This window comes from Rothia sp. P7208, assembly GCF_048512915.1.
Taxonomy (GTDB): domain Bacteria; phylum Actinomycetota; class Actinomycetes; order Actinomycetales; family Micrococcaceae; genus Rothia.
The window spans coordinates 145,506-164,572 of sequence record NZ_JBLXXW010000001.1; the positions used below are offsets into that span (position 1 = coordinate 145,506).

Genomic DNA, 19,067 nt, shown 5'->3' on the forward strand with positions numbered 1-19,067 from the left:
CGTCCCCCAACAGCACTAAAATGTATTTTTATTGATTTTTAACGAACTCTTTCAGCCATTCAAGAAGATCTGCTCCGAGGTCTTCACGTTCAGAGGCAAGAATAACATTCGCTTTAAGGTAGCTGAGCTTATCGCCAGTATCGAAACGACGGCCTTTGAAAACGACACCATACACGCCCTCAGACTCATCTGCAGCAAGAGTTTGCAGAGCATCAGTAAGCTGAATTTCGTTGCCACGGCCGGGAGCAGTGTTCTCAAGAATTTCAAAGACCTTAGGGCTTAGAACATACCGACCAATGACAGCATAGTTTGAGGGTGCATCTTCGGCGGAAGGTTTCTCAACAAGCTCAGAAACTTTGAAGAAATCTTCACCTTCTACGTGCTCAATAGCAGCAGCACCATAAGCAGAAATCTGTTCGCGTGGAACCTCCATCAGCGCAACAACAGATCCCCCAGTCTTCTGTTGCACTCGAACCATTTCAGAAAGCAAGTCTTCTTTTTCGTCGATGAGGTCATCACCAAGGAGTACCGCAAACGGTTCATCTCCCACATGGACTTTAGCACGCAACACTGCGTGGCCTAGACCTTTCGGATCTCCTTGGCGAACATAATGTAGCTCACCGAGATCATTAGAATCAAGAACAGTTTTCAGCAAGCTGTCTTTACCTTGTTCAGCGAGCTGAGCTTCAAGAGTAGGAACACGATCAAAATGGTCTTCTAAAGCTCGTTTGTTACGTCCTGTAATCATCAAAACATCGTTGAGTCCAGCTTTAACAGCTTCTTCAACAACATATTGAATTGCAGGACGGTCTACTACAGGAAGCATCTCCTTAGGAGTTGCTTTAGTTGCGGGAAGGAAGCGAGTGCCTAGACCGGCTGCAGGTATTACTGCCTTTGTGATAGTTTTTTTTGGGTCAGTCATAAATACAACAATACTCTAAGACCTTCCCTTCTTGCAGAAAATGACGAGAGAAAAAATGGCGACAAAACATATAAAACTATTTCATCACACGCACCTAACAATGAGGACAAGAATATCTTGAATCATGAGATGATATGTTCTGTCACTTGTTCTTTTTTACAACATCGATATGTCTTTTCAACACCAGCACTTAACTGCGCATAAAGCAGCACTCCGGTCAAATATCAGAGAGCAACGTCGTATTTTTTCCTCACGAAAAGACGCGCAAAACGCATTAGATATCCAGCTCAATAAACTCGTAGAGAGTTTGGCCTTACCACAAAAATCAATCATTGCAGCTTTTTTACCTTTACCTACAGAACCACCTATACTTCAAGGTTTAAAAACCCTAAATAACCGCGGATACACTATTATTGTCCCGATAACAACACCACAGAAAGCTCTCCTATGGGCGCCGTGGACACCCCAAAGCACCCTACACACTAATTCTTTAGGCATCTCAGAGCCAGCAGCCCCCTACCAAACATCACAGGCTTTCTACGATGCACAGCTACGACTCATCCCTGCACTAGCTATAGGGGCAGATGGGCGTCGTCTCGGTCAAGGCGGAGGATACTATGACAGGCTTCTAGCAGACGACCCAGCCCCTGATAAGAACTATGGAATTACTTATTCCTGGGAGGTACTCCCCTCCGTCCCCGCAGAGCCATGGGATGCGAAGCTTCTTCACGTACTTACCGAAAATGGTGTCCGCGAATTATCCGTACAGTAGAATATTCCACGACACATAGACTCATCGGAGGAGAACTACATGCCGGTTTATCAATACCAGTGCAAAAACTGCGAGTATCTTTTTGAAGAACACCAGTCGTTCACAGACAAGCCACTCACGACCTGCCCTCAATGCAATGCTGACCAGCTACGCAAAAAATATGGAACAGTCGGAGTTGTCTTCAAAGGTTCAGGCTTCTACAGCAACGATAAAAGCAGCTCCTAAAATAAGATGTGGGGAGGGACAACACTAACATCGTGTTGTCCCTCCCCACATCTTAGATAGACGACCTAAAATCGTGGTGAGGAGGACGTTGCTCTTTCAGCCACTGAGCTCGAGAATCTTCTTCAGAAGAGATTTTTCGAGATTCCTCATCCGAGCTAAGAACACCTATAATTTTGGGTTCTTTACCCCAAGAAGAATCACCAGAGACTACGCGGCGATGCCCCCTCCGCTTTTTAGGAGTAGAAGAATACTGCTCTGACATAAAACTTATTCGCTTTCCACACCAAGATACCGGAACATTCGTTCCGCAACCGCATAGGGCTTTGAAAAGACTTCAATAGTCCATAACGTCATATAGTTCCAGCCAGTACGAGCTAAACGGTCTGGCAAAAGACGCGTTCTTTCGCGAACACTCATGCGAGCAAACTCATCAGAGCCATCAGAACAAGCAGCAAGAGGGAAGTTTAAAGCAACAGGATCTTGAGAATTTCCACTCTTACGACGACGAGGGCTAGGCGTAGAACCTGCCATCAACGACTCATGCTCAGAATACGCTACCAAAGAGATTCCCTGCGTTCCGTGCTCGCGTAGATGCACACCACTGTTTCCTAAACGGCGCACCATATCGTTCAATAGCCAGTCCCCCATATCAATCGCCTCAATATCGGCATTACGGAGAAACTCATTCTGAGGGATTCTATCGGTAATCGTCGCAGTCTGCTCTTCATGACGAATCTTCTGCCAGTTTTCGTGCTCTTTGAGCATCTTGTAAAGGTCTAATGCTCCGTATTCAAGTAATGAAGGGTCGAGATCTTCGATAGATACACACGACATTAAGCGTGTCAAGTGGCGTGCACGGGTCATCCCCAACACGAAATATTCACGTCCATGAGTTTCAGAGAGTTGGCCAAGTTTATGGTTCACAACTCCGTTATGACCTTTACCTGTACCGAGAGAGAAAATGACAACGTCGCGTTCAAGCCCTGAGGCTCTTGATAAATCTACGACACGGAAAGGTTCCCCATGTTGGGCGTTATTGAAGAAAGGTAGCATCTGAGGATACTGCGCTAACAAAGAGCGTACCGCTTCTGCAATACGACGCGCATGACGAGTGCTGGCCGTTACTACAGCCAAGGACTGGTTAGGGTTTTTATACGCGTGTTCAAGAACCCGTTTAGCGACGCTATCAACCTCAATGGCAGGCGAATCGAGGTTGGAATTGTCACTAATTTTTCCGGTAGCGTCAATATACTCGGCGATAAAAGCAGGAATATCCTCGGATATTTCTTCACCCCAAGGGTAGAAGTTCAGTACACCAGAATAAAAATTCTCGTTCAGATATCTAAATACTGCAGGGTCTACAGTACGTTCAGAAAGAAGCGCTAACGTTCGTGCCGGAAGAACCTTTGAAAGCGCGCTATAGGTGCTCTCAATTTTAGGGTTTTTCTCTAAGGGAGCGTTTTTTGCCACGGCGGACACCATGAACGGTGCTGGGAAACCACTATGGGGATCACCAATAGCAATAACCTGTTCTGTTCGAATGATTGCAGGAAGGTTTGCTGCTAACGGAGTAGATTCTGCGTCAAGAAGAATTACCGCATCAAAACGCACCGTATTAGCTAATCTACGAGTTAGCGCAAATGGGCTCGAGGTCCATAATGGGTACAGAGCATGTACCAGCGCACCAGAATGTTTAAGAACTGCGTCAAAGTCGAAGTGATGTCCTCGAAGCTGACTCTTCAAATAGGCAGCAGCCTCAGCATCTGCAGCAATACGGTTATTCCAAGTGTCTCGGATAGAAGCACCTAATCGTGCTGGAGTTGCTGCGATATGAGCTTGGTCAGCGGCACGAAATTCTTGTTCAAGAGCTCTTAAGCTATCACCATCAAGGATTTCAATCTCGTCACTGGCTAGCATCTTTTCAAGGGCACTTTGCCACCATGCAAGCTCAAGTTCAGCGCTGACATGTTCTGCAGAAACTTGACGTTTGAGAAGGTCCTCCAAAAATTCTTCTAGGCCGAGTTCGTAAAGTTCACGACGAATTTCTTCTCGCTCAGGCAGGGTGTACAGTAGCTCTTCATCCGCGTTGAGCAGGTTAAGCCGTTCTAAGAGAACACTATATGGGGTGTTCAAAAAGTCATTTCCGTCAGGGTGATCTTCTAGAACAATCGCAAGACCTGAAAATTCATGAGCGAGATCGGCAAGTTGTTCTTGTAAACGGGCCAGGTTTGCAGGAATTTGTGGCTCGCGTGGAGAAGCGGCGCGTGCAATCCATTCTTCTCTTTCCTGCTGAACAATGAGAAGGCTCTCATGTAGGTCATTGATGTGAACACCCGGAAGAATATATTCTTTCGCTGCTTTACGAAGCCGAGAGCGCTGAATACTGCTCATTTCTATACCGTGTTCACGACGCCACGCGCTACTTGCGGTGGCAGCAATAAGATCAGTTACGGGTCGGTCGTAAACGTCTACACGGAATTTTGTGAGAGTCTGTCGAATACGTTCAAGGAGCTGAAGTTGTGCTTCCCATTCGTAGTAGCTTTGGCCCATGCGGAGACCAGTTTGCTCACTGAGCTGGCTCATCTTTGCGTGCATTGATTGCAAGGAAGTTATCAAAGATTGTACGAGGCGGTGTACCGCTTTACATTCTTCTTGGTCGTAAAGTTTCGCCCGATGCCATGAAGACAGCAATGTAGAAGGACGGAATGCACGTAACTGGGCAAAACGTTCTATTTTCTCAGTGATTTTAGCGCGGTGTGAAAGCGCGTCCATGACGTGACGGTTAAAACGAACTGTCGTCGTAGGGGCGGGATCTTGAGCCGTTAAAGCAGCAAGAGTCTGTAAAGCATCATATACTGAACATCCCCAACGCGATTCCGTAAATTTGAGAGAGTTTGTATGAGAGATAAGATGATCTCGAGACGAAACTAACCGCTCATACACGTCACTCATGTTTGGGCAGGCTGCATTTTCATTACGAATGATGGCTTGCACCAGAAGTTCTCTCAACTCTTCTGAGGAATGTTCCTTCAAAAGGTCAAAAGTGAATTGGTCAAGGCCAATATTTTTCAGAAGTGAGGCAAAATTTTCAACGGTTGAGCTACGCTCCCCTACCACTAATACAGATTTTCCATCGTGAATGAGGGTCGTAGCGATATTAGTTGCCATTTGTAGCGGCTCGGTACCAGATGGTGCTGTTACGACCAAAGAGTGCCCAGAACGTGCTAGGTCAATAATTTCTTGAGCTGAAGCATCAGCGTCAAAGGCCAACATTTCGCTTTGAGGGGCTCTTTGATCGACAGGGGCTGCCGCGTTATTAACAAAAACTTCTGGGTGAGTAGTGTCTTCAGGTTCTAATGCAAGTTTTGCAAGTTTGCGGACGAGAGGAGTAAAGGAATTTTCTGGAAGTTCAGCCGCATTTTCTTTAATATCAGCAAACGTAGAAATCAGGTATTTTGACTCAATTAACATTCCTGGTACGTGACCGGTGCTTGTACGCATCCGGTCAATCACAGGTTCTGGGTCAAGTTTTGACATAGAATTTGCTAATTGCGCAACATCCATAGAGCCAAGATCAATGCTGTACTCTTTATAGATTTGACGCACCATAGCAGGGTTCAATTTTGCAGTTCCCGATAAACGAATTTCAAAGTCTTCGCTTGTTGGGTGAGGAGTGATAACAATGGGTGTCAAAAGAACCGGTGCAATAAAACGTTTTTCAGGGGCCCCTTGCCCATGGTGAACATCTCGGGAAAGCCATGAAGCAGTACCTGCAGCAAAATACCCTGCAGAAAGACCATGCTGGTTTTCTAATTCAAAGATTTTACTGCGTAGAGCTTGAGCTGCACGCATAGCAGATTCACGTTTACTTTTATCGCGAATAATAGTAGAAAGCCGTGTTTTACGTCCCATCATCAGCTGAGCCAACCCTGAAGGGTTTGCGTCAGTGATATCAATATGGACATAATCAATCTGGTTAAAGTCAAGAAGCGCATCTGGACCTGTATAAAGATCCATTTGCCGGTTCCAAGTTTCTAACCCTTTTTCATAGTCAAGAATCTCTACAGCGTTCTCAAGCGATGCGTTAGAGGAGTGTGTAGAAGTTCCTACGGCGCTACTACCGGCAGATTCCCAAGATTGAGCCGGCTGAGGGGTAGCTGATTGTTCGTTCACGAATGAAAGCTCTTTCGATACTGTTTAGGGTGCGGTTTTACTCTAGTTATCCATCATACGGGTCAAGGCCCTCAGGAGTTAAGCCATCGACAAGTTCCAATAAGAAATCATCACTAAAACTGTTAAAACGGAGATGAGTGCCATTCCTCCCCAAAGAATCCATCGTTGAGGTGTAGAGCATGCGGCAGAGGGAGCACCCCAACGAGAGCGGGTAAAGAAAAAGGCGAGGAGAACGCCTAAGAGGTTTCCCACAAGAAGTTGCTGAACCATAGCGAAAATACCAAAATTACGTTCAACGTAGTCGCCCTCATCTTTGATGAGGTTTAACATTCCCGCTAAAAGAATGGTCATACAAGCAATGAGAAAAGTTAGTGCAATTAGAGGTGCGTTGAGGACTTCTTCAAGAGGTAGCTGCATTTGGGAGCTAAGTAAAAAGGTGTATAGAAAATAGCACAGTGGAGAAATAATCCAATACCAAAATAGGTATTTTTTGGTGGAGTCTGGGTCGTTAAGCCGGTACAGAATACTATTCACTATTGGTCCTCGGTGTCTAAGAAATTCATGTATTGCCGAACGATATAGTCTAGTAGAACGCTCAACGCAACAAAAGAATGATAGGGGTGTTTGCTATGGTCACCAACATGAGTGGGAGTTGCTTCATAACGTAAAGAATAGGTTGCATGAGATGAAATGTAGTTCAGACTTTGAGCTGTAATTGCAAGCATTGGAATCTTGCGTGAGGAAAGAGCCTTGATTGTTTCTTGTACAGATTCCGTATTACCAGAGAGCGATACCACGATGACGAGGTCGTCGGTGGTCATACTCGAAATACTTCCAGCAAATTCATTTTTAGCAGGAATAACATGCGCAAATTTTCCGCATACTAATAAAGATTTAGAAAACTCTTGAATAGCGTTTCGTTGAGCGTATCCGGTACCAAAACAATACACGGTACGGGCACGATGAATATGGTTCAAGATCTCTTCTAAATCGGTGTTTTGAAGTGTTTCAAGAGTCTTCATGATGTCTTCAACGCCGGAGCTAACAAAGTCTACGGGACGTTCAGAGGCCGTATTCAGCGAGTTTTTGATGAAATACTTTAGCTCTGTAAAACCTGAGAAGTTCAGCTTTTTAGTCAGCCGAATAATACTCGAAGTAGACGTATACGTACGATGCGCTAAAGAGTTAATAGTCGACTCTGCAACAAATTCTTCATGCGTTAACATGAAGGCAAGAATTTCACGTTCAGTATTGCTGAGGTGATGCTGATGCGCGTTAACTATTGTCTGAAGATCCACGAAGGCTCCTGAGCCGAAAGATGATGTACCTATCTCTAGATAATACATGCGTATTCGGTTCAGGAGCCTTCCTCATCTCAAGAGAATGTCATATGACGTGTTCTCTTTATGATGGTTCGTTCACCATGGTCTCGAAACGGTCTCGAACCTGTGGGACATCCATCCCAACAATAACCTGTAAGGCTTTACCCTTATTGACAAGGCCAAGGGCACCAGCAGATTTGAAATCTGCTTCAGAACCTACAAGTTCTGGGTTCTCTACCGAAACGCGCAGACGCGTAGCACAGTTGTTGACGGAAGTGATGTTTGAAGCCCCGCCCAAGAGTGCTAAGAAGTCTGTTGCACGCTGAGTATAAGAATCAGTAGTAACAGCTACCGTTGATTCTTCAGCAGAAGCTTTAAGAGTTCCTTCTTTCTTCGCTTGGCGGTACTCAGCTTTAGAGTACAACTTAGCTTCTTTTCCGTCTTCTTCACGGCCAGGAGTCTTGAAATTGAATTTGATAATCAAGAAACGGAAGATGAAGAAGTACAACGCAGTGAAGCACAGACCAATCACGATTTGAGCAACATAGGTTGGCCAGTGATTTGCCCACAAGGGAACCCAGTTTTGGAAGACGAAGTCGATTAAGCCGCCGCCCATGTTGCCGGATAGTCCGAAGAAGTACATGGTTGCAGACATGGTCGCCGCAAGAATTGCGTGTACCAAGAACAGAGGAGGAGCAAGGAACAAGAAGGTAAATTCTAGAGGCTCTGTAATGCCGATAAGCATCGCGGTGAGGCAGACAGGAACCAATAGCGTCATGAGTTCTTTTCTCTTCTCTTTACGTGCTGTGACGTAGAATGCGGCAGCAATACCGATAGGAGCAAAGACTTTCGAGTTACCGTGAAGCGCAAATCCGCCACCGGGGAAAAGTTCATTCAACGGTGCAGAAGACTGGGAGTACTCGTTAAGGTGGGCTACCCAGTGCTTGATAATTCCGTCAGGAACCACTGCTGGGCCAAAAATAAAGGGGGTATAAATGAAATGGTGCAAGCCCGTAGGAATCAAAATACGCTCAAGGAAGGTGTACAGCCAAACACCAAAGACGCCGGTGCTCAGGAAGAACCCTTGCATAGAACCAATTGCATGCTGAACGGAAGGCCAGACAAGGCAGAACACTAAGGCTACCGGCATCATCAAGAAGAAGCCAAGAGCATATACCCATTGTGTTCCTTGGAAAATACCGAGGAAGTCGGGGAGCTTAGTGTCGAAATAACGGTTGTGAAGCCACACGACAATAGCAGAAATGATAATAGCGCCGAAGATACCAGTATCGAGAGTCTTAATACCGGCAATCATCTTCAAGCCAGTGCCAGCTGCACCTTGGGAAAGATCAACATCATAATCAACGTTGAAGGCAGGGCCCCAAATAGAAAGAATTGTTGCGATGAAGTAATTGAAGGTCAGGTATACCATCGCAGCTTCAAGTACTGCACGAGCATTAGCGGTCTTTGCTAATGCGATGGGCAGACCCAAGACGAAGAGTAGTTCCATCTGGTTGAAGACAGTCCATGCGCCAGACTCCCATACAGACCAGAAGTTGTACCAGCCAGTGCCTTCAGCAGCGATTGAGCCAAGAAGTTGCTCGTTCTTGCAGATAATTGCGATGCCAACGACAAGACCAGCAAAAGCAAAGAGGAGGACGGGGGCAAGCATTGCCGAGCCGAACCTCTGGATTTTCTCCATCATTAGAGAATCCCTTTCACCGTAATTGAATGTATATGTAATGGATGTGTTTGTTTTACACCACACTATATGTGTATTAGTACGCTAAAAACATACTTCTTTGAGAGAAGAAGCACTTCTGGTACGTTTTTCAGAAACTGGAAAGAAATTCCATGAGATGGAAAAAGTTCCTCTCGCTGAGTTATAAAAACTATCGCTTTTCGTCAAAAGTACTTTTAGGATTTTTCATAAGACCGTACCCAAACACACCAAAGGTTTTAGCTCTTGAAGATTTTGACGCTTAATACACATAGCTGGCTAGAGCTTCATCAACTCCACAAGATACGAGTCCTCGCAGACTTCATCTTGGCAGAAGATATCGACGTTATCGCATTACAAGAGGTCAACCAGCTCATCAAAGCACCTTTTGTTGAGACAGACCATTTATATCGCCCACTCACAGAACGCCCTATCACCTTTGATAACTTTGCGCTCTTACTGTCACAATTCCTCCAAGAAGACGGAAGAACCTATTACTGGAGCTGGGCAGAGTCCCACGAAGGATGGGGAATCTACGACGAAGGTGTAGCGCTCTTGAGCAAGCATCCTTTCATCGAATTACACACCATACACATGAGCGACCCCCAATACGACTATAAAAATGTGTACCGTCGTTGCGCGCTAACAGCACGTATCCACGTTAAAAACCAAGACCTCTGGGTATCAAGTGCACATATGAATTGGTGGGAGCGAGATGGCCAACAACTATTCCAGCATGATTTTTCGTCACTGAATCATCAGCTTCATATCTTCGCTCAGAATACACCTATCATTCTTGCTGGAGATTTTAATAATGATGCGAATGTTCAGGCAGAAGGATACGCTCAAATACTTCAAGCCGGTTGGCACGACACCTATTCCCAAGCCGCTCATGTCGACGGAAAATACACCGTTCATAAAAATATTGCAGGATGGGAAAACTCGACGGAGGCTAAACGTATTGATTTCATCCTGACCAAGGGATTGAACGCTCCAGTACTACGCCACCGAGTAGTCTTTGCCGATAACACTCCAGAAGCTATCTCTGATCATTCTGGAGTTCTCGTAGAGATAGCTCTCTAACATTCAACCTGTTCCACAGTCCCCCAACCATCACCCACTTATCCTTAAGGAGTTCTCCATGAGTTCAGCAGCACGTACTTGGTGGAAAGAAGCTGTCGTATACCAGATTTGGCCACGTTCTTTCCAAGACTCTAATCATGACGGTATCGGCGATCTTCCCGGTATTACACAACGTCTTCCATACCTTGCACAACTAGGAATTAACGTCATCTGGCTTTGCCCGATGTTTTCTTCCCCCAACGACGACATGGGGTATGACATCTCCGATTATCAGGGCATTATGGATGAATTTGGCACCATGGAAGATTTTGATACTCTCGTTGAGACCGCCCATAGCCTCGGTATTAAGATTCTCTTAGATATTGTCGTCAACCACACATCAGATGAACACGAGTGGTTTAAGCAATCTCGCTCTAGCCGAGAGAACCCCTACCGTGATTACTACTATTGGCGTGACTCTTCAGGTACTGACGAGGACGGCAACCCACTACCGCCAAACAACTGGGGCTCAGAATTTGGGGGGCGCGCTTGGGAATACGATGAACACACCGATCAATGGTATCTACACATCTTCTCCAAGAAACAGCCCGACTTGAACTGGGAGAATGAAAAGGTTCGTGAAGAAATCTACACCATGATTAACTGGTGGCTCGATAAAGGGCTCGACGGTTTCCGCCTCGACGCTATCAACATCATCTCTAAACCAGAGGGGCTACCAGATGACCCCAATATTGACTTCGATAAGCATGGTTCATCTATCCCGTTCGTGGTCAAAAACGGTACCAAAGTGCACCAGTGGATGCACGAACTTAATCTCAAAACCGCAGCGAATTATGATGTAATGACCGTCGGAGAGATGTCTCAAACCTCAGCAGAAGACGCTGTACAATTCGCTGGTTTTGATACTGAAGAGCTCAACATGATTTTCCATTTTGAGCATATGGGTGTAGATACAGACCCCGCCACCGGTATGGGTAAATGGTCTATCAAACCCTACGACCTCGTTGACCTTAAAGAAGTTCTTAATACGTGGCAGACCACATTACGAGGGCGAGCTTGGGGATCATTGTACTGGAATAACCATGACCAGCCTCGACTGATTTCTCGCTTCGGTGATGATTCATCACAATGGCGTGTGCTCTCAGGCAAAATGTTAGCGACAACTCTTCACGGTATGCAGGGCACCCCCTATATCTACCAAGGGGAAGAGTTCGGTATGACAAACGTCCAATTTGAAGAGATTAACGACTATCGAGATCTCGATTCGTTGAATCTCTACGAAGATATGGTCGTAGAACGTGGCAACCTTAGCCACGACGAGTGTATGGAACTCATCTACACTAAAGGACGAGATAACGCGAGAACCCCCGTGCAATGGGATGCAAGCGATAACGCAGGCTTTAGCGCTGTAGAACCATGGATTAAACTTAACCCTAATTACCGCGAGATTAACGCTGCTAGCGCGCTCGAAGATCAAGGCTCTTTGTTCTACCACTATCAAAAGCTCATTCAGTTGCGCCGCGGTGAGCTCAAAGACCTTCTTGTGTATGCAGATTTTGTTCCTCTTGATGTTGAGGACGCTCAGGTTTATGCCTATGAGCGTCATGCACAAGATGGTTCTAAGCTGCTTGTTATCTCGAATTTTACCGATCAACAGCTCACTCGTGAATATGAGCTACTAGATCAAGGCGAATTAGTGCTTTCAAACTATGAGGACGATATGCGTCAAACATTACGTCCTTATGAGTCGAAGATGTATCGCGTGAATGCTTCGTAGCAGAAAATTTTAAAACGAATATTTGGGTTATATTAACGCACTCACTATGGAACGCATTTTTATCTTCCTGTAGTGCAATACTAAACCCGTTAAAAATATCGTGGTGTGAAGAATTTTCTTCACACCACGATATTTTATGAAGCAGTGGTTATCTTTCTCTGAGGTCAAAGAAGCTGTTAATAGTGATGTCTTGGGCGAAGAAAGTCTCTAGTGAAAACGTGTAATTTCTTCTGCTTTTAGTCTCATACTTGGATGAGCCTCATATGCGGCTTTTCCGATTGCTACGATGAGTACGGGAACGTACTGTTCTTTATCCATGCCTAAGGCTTCTGCAATTAAGTCATCTTCAAAACCACCGATAGGGTTTGTATCGTAGCCGTGAGCTCGCGCCACAAGCATCAGTTGCATTGCCGCCAAGCTAGAGTCTATTTTGACGATATCGTTCATGACCTGTTGTGGTGCATTTTCGTATCTGGGCATAAACAATTCCATCAGCTGATTTTTCACTGACTCAGGCATAAGTTGTTGTTCTACAGCGCGAGAATAAATGTCTTCAGCTTTTTCATAGCATTTCATATCACCGAAAATGACGATCATCGCTGAGGATGTATCGTTTTGTCGGGTGTTAAATCTTATTAGTGGACGTAAAAGGTCTTTACCTTCTTGGCTTTCGACAATAACGAATCGCCAAGGTTGAAGGTTAACTGAGGATGGAGCTTTTACTGCTTCATCGATCATTTCGAGCATTTCTTCACGAGGTATTTTCACGTTTTCGTCAAATACTTTAATAGATTTTCTATTAAAAATAATGTCTTTAAAGTCGTTGTTCTTCATCTGTTCTTTCTCTTCTTGAGCCCGTCGTAGCGTTTATTTTAATTGCGCTACATCATCTTGTGGTTAAAACAAGATGTCCCTCAAACCTCATAGTGTCAGGGGTTTAAGGGACATCTTTTAGGTATTTATTCCCATTCAATAGTTCCTGGAGGCTTTGAGGTAACGTCCAGAACGACACGGTTCACTTCAGAGACTTCGTTGGTGATACGGTTCGAGATTTTCGCTAATACGTCATACGGTAGACGGGACCAGTCGGCGGTCATAGCATCTTCGGAGGATACGGGGCGTAGCACGATGGGGTGACCATAGGTACGGCCGTCACCTTGCACGCCGACAGAACGAACGTCGGCAAGCAGCACAACCGGGCACTGCCAGATTTCATCGTCAAGGCCAGCATTTGTTAGCTCTTCACGAGCAATAGCGTCTGCCGCACGTAGAATCTCTAAATTCTCGTATGTTACTTCACCAACAACACGGATACCTAAACCGGGGCCGGGGAAGGGTTGACGAGCCACAATCTTTTCGGGAACACCCAGCTCACGGCCGATAGCACGAACCTCATCTTTGAAGAGGGTACGTAAAGGTTCGACCAGTTCAAAGGTCATGTCTTCAGGTAAACCGCCTACGTTATGGTGAGACTTAATATTTGCGGTGCCTTCTCCCCCACCTGATTCAACGACATCGGGGTAAAGGGTTCCCTGTACCAAGAATTTAATATCGCTACCGTCGTCTTGTGCTTGTTCAATCAGTTGACGCTGTGCAGCTTCAAAAGAACGAATGAACTCACGTCCGATGGCTTTACGCTTCGTTTCAGGGTCGCTGACACCAGCAAGAGCGTTGAGGAAGCGTTCAGATTCATCGATAGTGATGACCTTAATACCCATGGTGCTAGCGTAGTCATTTTCGACTTGTTCACGTTCACCCTGTCGTAAGAGTCCATGATCAATAAAGAAACAAGTCAGTTGGTCGCCTACCGCTTTATGGACAAGCGCCGCAGCCACGGATGAATCAACGCCACCGGATAAAGCGCAAATAACGCGATCTTTACCGACCTGCTCACGAATCTTCGCTACTTGCTCTTCGATGATGTTGCCGGTAGACCAAGTCTTTTTTAGTCCTGCAATGTTGAAGAGGAAGTTCTCAAGCGCAACCTGACCATAATCAGAGTGTTTTACTTCGGGGTGCCACTGGACACCGCCGAGTTTACGGTCTTCATCCACCATCGCCGCCACAGAAGCGCCAGGTGTCTGCGCAAGTACGGTAAAGCCCTCAGGTGCTTGTGATACAGAGTCTCCGTGGGACATCCAGACGTTTTGAGTTGTGGGAGTTCCGGTGAGGAAGGAGGAGTTTTCAGCACAGACAGATGCATCAGTTGCACCGTATTCGCGAAGACCGGTCTGAGCAACAGTGCCGCCAAGGGTCTGTGCCATCACTTGGAAGCCATAGCAAATACCGAAAATGGGAACACCCGATTCGAAGAGTGCGATGTCGCCCTTAGGAGCGCCTTCTGCATACACCGAAGAAGGACCGCCAGAAAGAACAAGAGCAGCTGGGTTCTTAGCTAGAATCTGCTCGGTTGGCATAGTATGCGGAACAATTTCGGAATAAACACCGGCTTCACGAACACGACGAGCAATAAGCTGCGCGTACTGAGCACCGTAGTCAACCACCAAAACTGGACGCTGTTCTAGCTCCGTATGAGATGTGTTGGTCACGAGTCACCTTAACAGTTGATATGGGGAACTTTTTCACCGAGAAGGCAGAAAAAGCGAAGAATATATCTTCATTCTAAAACACAATGCTCAGATACCGGCAATAATCTATCCGGACAAGAGCAAAGGGAATATTTATCACTACCGGTATTGAAGTGTTAGTAGCGTTTTGTGGCTTGCGGATTTGCCCGCAGTAACGCTAAAGTCTCACGGTGAATACGGCTCTCCACAATAAATGATAGGAAAGGAACGACACCGCCTAATGCCATCACAATAAGCTGTGGTAGTGCCCAACGCATCAAAAGCCATAGGCGGAAACAGGAGAAAAGATATACGACATAGAACCATCCGTGGATAATCAGAATCCATGTTGAGATGTTAATTCCTCCCACCAAGTTATCTGTTTCAAGGTTCAATAAGCCCAGAGGGACACTCTGACCGGTATGTGCGTCTTGAGCGCCCATCACAAGGTCAAAACGGAAAACATAACGAGTAATCATCTCGAGAACCAGTAAAAGCAGGAACGTACCAGAAATCCATGCGCACCATTTATAAAAGTTCAGGGAAGAGCGAATTTGTGCTTCTGTTCCTCCGAATTTTTTGCGAATAGTAAAACCGCCCTTACCGTCAGCAGTACCTTGACCGGTAAGCACCACTTTTTTACCGTCTTGACGTTCTTGAGGTTTCTGCTGTGGCGAATCATTATGATGCATGTTTATTCGTTCTTTCTTCTGTTATCTGTTGCTGCGAAATATCATCAAAAAAGTAATATTGTTCTGCGCCTGGGTCCCAGTAATAGTATCGTCCAGAGTCTTCATCCAACCAATACTGCCCCTCATATTCAAAATATTCAGCAGGGTCTTGAGCTTTTTCATAAGAGTCTTTAAGCATCCGCCACCAGAGGAAGAACGCAAAACCAGCAAAAACAAGCCACTCCAACGCATAAAAAATGTTTAACCAGTTCACGTCTTCATGGGTAACTTGAGAAGCTCTCACACCATGGACGTCTTGATTCTGACCCAAAATTGTAGCTGAAGGTAGTAGCCTTCCGTCAGCGTCAAGAGGAAGAGGGTTCCCCTGCGGTATCTCTGCGTCGGCTGTGATAATCGCACCGTAGAGAGGTCTATCCCATAGGTTTGTCAGTTGAGCGCTAGCTGCGCTACCAATAATACGGTGTGAAGCTATCTGCTCGGCAGAGTATTTTTGTGCAACATCTCGAGAATAGTAAGGAGCGTCGTTAGATACGATACGACCAATAACGGTTAACGTACCCTGAGGTTCTACGTCAAGAACGTCATTGGCGCTCCACGCTCTCGCAATAGCAATAGCTCGAGACTCAGAATCTGTTGAATGCGTTTTCTCGGGGATAAAAGCGCTCACTATCCAGAACCCTTGACGTCCTTCATTCAGTTTATCGGCGACAAGGTAAGAAGAGTCAGGAACATAGTGTCCAGTCACTTGCACCATATGGTCAGAATTCTCAATCGTTAAAGGCTCATGTGCTGAAAGAAATTTTTCCCAAGGCTGCACGATTTCTTTAGTAGGATCAGCAGTGCGTTGGCCCCAAGTTGCAGAGGAAAGCTGCCAGTGACTGAGCATCACAAAACCCGTACTCAAGGCAATCACCAGAAGTAAACTGGCAATCCATCGAGGAGTAAAAGCTAATTTCAACACGATATCTACCCTATAACGTTTGATATCAAAAAGCTCTGACACCACCGTCACTATCGGTGATATCAGAGCTTTCTTTAAGACTGACCATGCCTTTACTGAGGCGACCCTTTGATTCAGGGGCTCATTGGTTAATCAGCTAAGACTAATTCGCTTCGTTGGAAAGATTTCACATCGGTAAAACCGCATGTTGCCATGGCCCGTCGCAAAGCACCAACAATGTTAGATGTTCCATCAACGTGGTGGGAAGGGCCATACAAGACTTCTTCGAGAGTACCAACCGTACCGAGGTTTGTGCGAATACCTCGAGGGAAGTTCACTGAATGAGCCTCATTGCCCCAGTAGAGTCCGCGGCCAGGTGCTTCACTTGCGCGTGCGAGAGGTGCACCAATCATCGCAGCATCTGCGCCAAGAGCAAGAGCTTTAACGAGGTCCCCTGAACGTCCAAGTTCTCCATCAGCAATGACGTGTACGTACCGTCCGCCAGATTCATCAAGGTAACGAGAACGTGCAGCTGCCACATCAGCAATAGCTGTTGCCATAGATGCTTGAATGCCTAGACCACGTCGAGTGGTCATCGATGAGCCTCCACCAAACCCAACAAGAACACCTGCCGCACCTGTTCTCATCAGGTGCAACGCTGGAGTATACCCAGCTACACCACCAACAATCACCGGAACGTCAAGTTCGTAAATAAACTTTTTAAGGTCGAGAGGTTCACGGTTTTCTGAAACGTGTTCAGCAGAAACAGTAGTCCCGCGAATCACAAAAATATCGACCCCAGCGTTAACAACAGTTTCGTAGAACTCTTGAGTATGTTGAGGAGTCAAAGAGCCTGCAACGATAACACCAGAATCACGAATTTCTGAAAGGCGTTTAGTAATCAGCTCAGCTTTAATAGGCTCAGCATAGATTTCTTGCATGCGGCGAGTAGCAGCAACAGGATCGTTAAGCTCTAAAGAAGTAATCTCATCCAAATAAGGTTGAGGGTTCTCATAGCGAGTCCACAATCCCTCAAGGTTTAAAACGCCTAATCCGCCCAAACGTCCAAGTGCGATGGCGGTTTGTGGAGACATCACCGAATCCATCGGTGCACCAATGAGAGGCGTCTCAAAGGTAAAAGCGTCAATACGCCATGAAGTACTCACGTCTTCAGGGTCGCGAGTACGACGAGAAGGTACTAGAGCAACATCGTCGAGCTTATAGGTGCGACGAGCCCGTTTTGATAAACCAATTTCGATATCGGACATGGTTCGTTCCTTTCGTTAGAGGCAATACCCCAGCAAGCGCATAACGCTTATGGGGTATACCACGCCGAATGATTTAGCGACGGTAGTTTGGTGCTTCGACCGTCATCATAATGTCATGAGGGTGAGACTCTTTGAGTCCTGCGGGGGTGATACGCACAAACTTACCCTCATATTTCAATTCTTCAATGGTGCGAGCACCAACATAGAACATTGTCTGACGTAGACCGCCTTCAAGCTGATGCAAAACAGAGCCGACACGACCGCGGAAAGGAACACGTCCTTCAATACCTTCAGGGATAAGTTTCTCTTCAGAAGAAACATCCGCTTGGAAATAACGGTCTTTCGAGTAAGACTTGTGGCGTCCACGAGAAACCATTGCGCCTAAGGACCCCATACCTCGGTATGCTTTGAATTGTTTGCCATCAACAAAAATTAGGTCACCAGGAGATTCTGCGGTGCCGGCAAGCATCGACCCCATCATCACAGAATCAGCACCAGCAACAAGGGCTTTACCGATTTCACCGGAATGTTGCATACCGCCGTCAGCAATCAAAGGAACGCCTGCCGGAATAGCAGCCTTAGCAGCTTCGTTAATGGCTGTTACCTGCGGGACACCTACACCAGCGATAATGCGAGTAGTGCAAATAGAACCAGGGCCAACACCAACTTTAACGCCGTCTGCTCCAGCGTCAATAATGGCTTGTGCACCAGCGCGGGTTGCTGCCTGTCCGCCGATGATATCGACGTGGTCGGCAGCAGAATCTTTTTTAAGACGGGCAATCATATCGAGTACGCCTTGTGAGTGTCCGTTAGCGGTATCGATAAAGAGTGCATCAACGCCAGCTTCTACTAAGGTCATAGCTCGTTCGTAGCCGTCACCAAAGAATCCAACAGCCGCACCAACGCGAAGACGGCCTTCGTCGTCTTTGGTGGCGCGAGGGTACTGTTCTGTTTTGATAAAGTCTTTGACTGTGATCAAACCGGTCAATTTTCCGTTTTGATCAACAAGAGGCAGCTTTTCAATCTTGTTAGAAGCTAATAGGTTGTAGGCTTCTTCTTTGGACATCCCCTCATAGCCGGTGATTAGTGGCATAGGGGACATAATCTCGCGAACAGTGCGCTGTGAGTATTCAGCTTCGGGTAAATAACGGATATCACGGTTGGTGATGATACCGACCAAAATACCGTTTTCGTCGACGACGGGAAGTCCAGAAACTCGGAAGTGTCCGCATACGGCATCAAATTCTTCGATAGTTGCTTCCGGCCCGATGGTTGCGGGATTAGTAATCATTCCAGACTCGCTACGTTTAACGCGGTCTACGTGAGTAGCTTGGTCCTCAATGGAAAGATTACGGTGTAGTACGCCCAGTCCACCCAGACGAGCCATTGCAATAGCCATATCCGATTCAGTGACGGTGTCCATCGCAGCAGAAATAATAGGAGTGTTCAGGGTGATACGCTTCGATAATTTTGTGGAGGTATCAGCATCTGCAGGATTGACGTCGGTATTACCTGGTAGCAGAAGAACGTCGTCGTAGGTGAGGCCGGTGAAGCCAAAAGGATCTTCAGACAATGCGGTGGGCGTAGCCATGAACGAATCGGACCT

16 protein-coding genes are annotated in these 19,067 nt (G+C 46.3%); 4 read left to right on the forward strand and 12 right to left on the reverse strand.

What is annotated here, in order from left to right; all coding sequences use genetic code 11:
* Positions 1–28: 28 nt before the first annotated feature.
* The gene (gene galU, locus ACN084_RS00675; RefSeq protein WP_419105589.1) at positions 29–922 is read right to left on the reverse strand and encodes a UTP--glucose-1-phosphate uridylyltransferase GalU; all 894 of its coding nucleotides are present in this window, start codon (positions 920–922) and stop codon (positions 29–31) included.
* Positions 923–1,091: 169 nt separating this feature from the next.
* Between galU and ACN084_RS00680 the strand changes: the two genes are divergently transcribed.
* Together ACN084_RS00680 and ACN084_RS00685 are read left to right on the forward strand one after the other, a co-directional pair.
* The gene (locus ACN084_RS00680; protein ID WP_419105590.1) at positions 1,092–1,694 is read left to right on the forward strand and encodes a 5-formyltetrahydrofolate cyclo-ligase; all 603 of its coding nucleotides are present in this window, start codon (positions 1,092–1,094) and stop codon (positions 1,692–1,694) included.
* Between the two features lie 39 nt (positions 1,695–1,733).
* Complete coding sequence (locus ACN084_RS00685) at positions 1,734–1,919, forward strand: FmdB family zinc ribbon protein (protein WP_419100805.1); 186 nt, start codon at positions 1,734–1,736, stop codon at positions 1,917–1,919.
* Positions 1,920–1,971: 52 nt separating this feature from the next.
* Here ACN084_RS00685 and ACN084_RS00690 read toward each other — a convergent pair whose 3' ends face one another.
* From ACN084_RS00690 to ACN084_RS00710, 5 genes are all read right to left on the reverse strand, one after another.
* Complete coding sequence (locus tag ACN084_RS00690) at positions 1,972–2,181, reverse strand: hypothetical protein (protein WP_419105591.1); 210 nt, start codon at positions 2,179–2,181, stop codon at positions 1,972–1,974.
* Between the two features lie 5 nt (positions 2,182–2,186).
* Positions 2,187–6,092, reverse strand: coding sequence for a DNA helicase (locus ACN084_RS00695; RefSeq protein ID WP_419105592.1), 3,906 nt, complete (start codon positions 6,090–6,092; stop codon positions 2,187–2,189).
* Between the two features lie 78 nt (positions 6,093–6,170).
* Positions 6,171–6,626, reverse strand: coding sequence for a hypothetical protein (locus ACN084_RS00700; RefSeq protein WP_419105593.1), 456 nt, complete (start codon positions 6,624–6,626; stop codon positions 6,171–6,173).
* A complete protein-coding gene (locus tag ACN084_RS00705; RefSeq protein WP_419100809.1) occupies positions 6,626–7,390 on the reverse strand; it encodes a MurR/RpiR family transcriptional regulator in 765 nt (254 codons plus the stop codon). The genes ACN084_RS00700 and ACN084_RS00705 overlap by 1 nt, the downstream gene beginning before the upstream one ends.
* Positions 7,391–7,496: 106 nt before the next feature.
* Positions 7,497–9,119, reverse strand: coding sequence for an alpha-glucoside-specific PTS transporter subunit IIBC (locus ACN084_RS00710; protein ID WP_419100810.1), 1,623 nt, complete (start codon positions 9,117–9,119; stop codon positions 7,497–7,499).
* 261 nt (positions 9,120–9,380) lie between these two features.
* Between ACN084_RS00710 and ACN084_RS00715 the strand changes: the two genes are divergently transcribed.
* Both ACN084_RS00715 and ACN084_RS00720 read left to right on the forward strand, forming a co-directional pair.
* Positions 9,381–10,217, forward strand: coding sequence for an endonuclease/exonuclease/phosphatase family protein (locus ACN084_RS00715; protein WP_419105594.1), 837 nt, complete (start codon positions 9,381–9,383; stop codon positions 10,215–10,217).
* Between the two features lie 58 nt (positions 10,218–10,275).
* A complete protein-coding gene (locus ACN084_RS00720) occupies positions 10,276–11,994 on the forward strand; it encodes a glycoside hydrolase family 13 protein (RefSeq protein ID WP_419105595.1) in 1,719 nt (572 codons plus the stop codon).
* A 207-nt stretch (positions 11,995–12,201) separates the two neighbouring features.
* Here ACN084_RS00720 and ACN084_RS00725 read toward each other — a convergent pair whose 3' ends face one another.
* The 6 genes from ACN084_RS00725 to guaB form a co-directional block, all read right to left on the reverse strand.
* Positions 12,202–12,828, reverse strand: coding sequence for a nitroreductase family protein (locus ACN084_RS00725; RefSeq protein ID WP_419105596.1), 627 nt, complete (start codon positions 12,826–12,828; stop codon positions 12,202–12,204).
* Positions 12,829–12,953: 125 nt separating this feature from the next.
* Positions 12,954–14,543: a glutamine-hydrolyzing GMP synthase gene (guaA, locus tag ACN084_RS00730; RefSeq protein WP_419100814.1), complete on the reverse strand. Its 1,590-nt coding sequence runs from the start codon at positions 14,541–14,543 to the stop codon at positions 12,954–12,956.
* Positions 14,544–14,698: 155 nt separating this feature from the next.
* Positions 14,699–15,253: a DUF3817 domain-containing protein gene (locus tag ACN084_RS00735; RefSeq protein ID WP_419100815.1), complete on the reverse strand. Its 555-nt coding sequence runs from the start codon at positions 15,251–15,253 to the stop codon at positions 14,699–14,701.
* The gene (locus ACN084_RS00740) at positions 15,243–16,214 is read right to left on the reverse strand and encodes an SURF1 family protein (protein WP_419105597.1); all 972 of its coding nucleotides are present in this window, start codon (positions 16,212–16,214) and stop codon (positions 15,243–15,245) included. Before ACN084_RS00740 ends, ACN084_RS00735 begins: the two co-directional genes overlap by 11 nt.
* Before the next feature lie 128 nt (positions 16,215–16,342).
* Positions 16,343–17,461, reverse strand: a complete 1,119-nt coding sequence (locus ACN084_RS00745; RefSeq protein ID WP_419100817.1) for a GuaB3 family IMP dehydrogenase-related protein — start codon at positions 17,459–17,461, stop codon at positions 16,343–16,345.
* Between the two features lie 73 nt (positions 17,462–17,534).
* Positions 17,535–19,052, reverse strand: a complete 1,518-nt coding sequence (guaB, locus tag ACN084_RS00750) for an IMP dehydrogenase (RefSeq protein WP_419100818.1) — start codon at positions 19,050–19,052, stop codon at positions 17,535–17,537.
* Positions 19,053–19,067: the final 15 nt, after the last annotated feature.

Coding starts and splice junctions, on each gene's coding strand:
- ACN084_RS00690 (WP_419105591.1), bottom strand. CDS start 2,181: ATGTCAGAGCAGTATTCTTCTACTCCTAAAAAGCGGAGGGGGCATCGC.
- ACN084_RS00710 (WP_419100810.1), bottom strand. CDS start 9,119: ATGATGGAGAAAATCCAGAGGTTCGGCTCGGCAATGCTTGCCCCCGTC.
- ACN084_RS00680 (WP_419105590.1), top strand. CDS start 1,092: ATGTCTTTTCAACACCAGCACTTAACTGCGCATAAAGCAGCACTCCGG.
- ACN084_RS00735 (WP_419100815.1), bottom strand. CDS start 15,253: ATGCATCATAATGATTCGCCACAGCAGAAACCTCAAGAACGTCAAGAC.
- ACN084_RS00745 (WP_419100817.1), bottom strand. CDS start 17,461: ATGTCCGATATCGAAATTGGTTTATCAAAACGGGCTCGTCGCACCTAT.
- ACN084_RS00685 (WP_419100805.1), top strand. CDS start 1,734: ATGCCGGTTTATCAATACCAGTGCAAAAACTGCGAGTATCTTTTTGAA.
- galU (WP_419105589.1), bottom strand. CDS start 922: ATGACTGACCCAAAAAAAACTATCACAAAGGCAGTAATACCTGCAGCC.
- guaB (WP_419100818.1), bottom strand. CDS start 19,052: ATGGCTACGCCCACCGCATTGTCTGAAGATCCTTTTGGCTTCACCGGC.
- ACN084_RS00725 (WP_419105596.1), bottom strand. CDS start 12,828: ATGAAGAACAACGACTTTAAAGACATTATTTTTAATAGAAAATCTATT.
- ACN084_RS00720 (WP_419105595.1), top strand. CDS start 10,276: ATGAGTTCAGCAGCACGTACTTGGTGGAAAGAAGCTGTCGTATACCAG.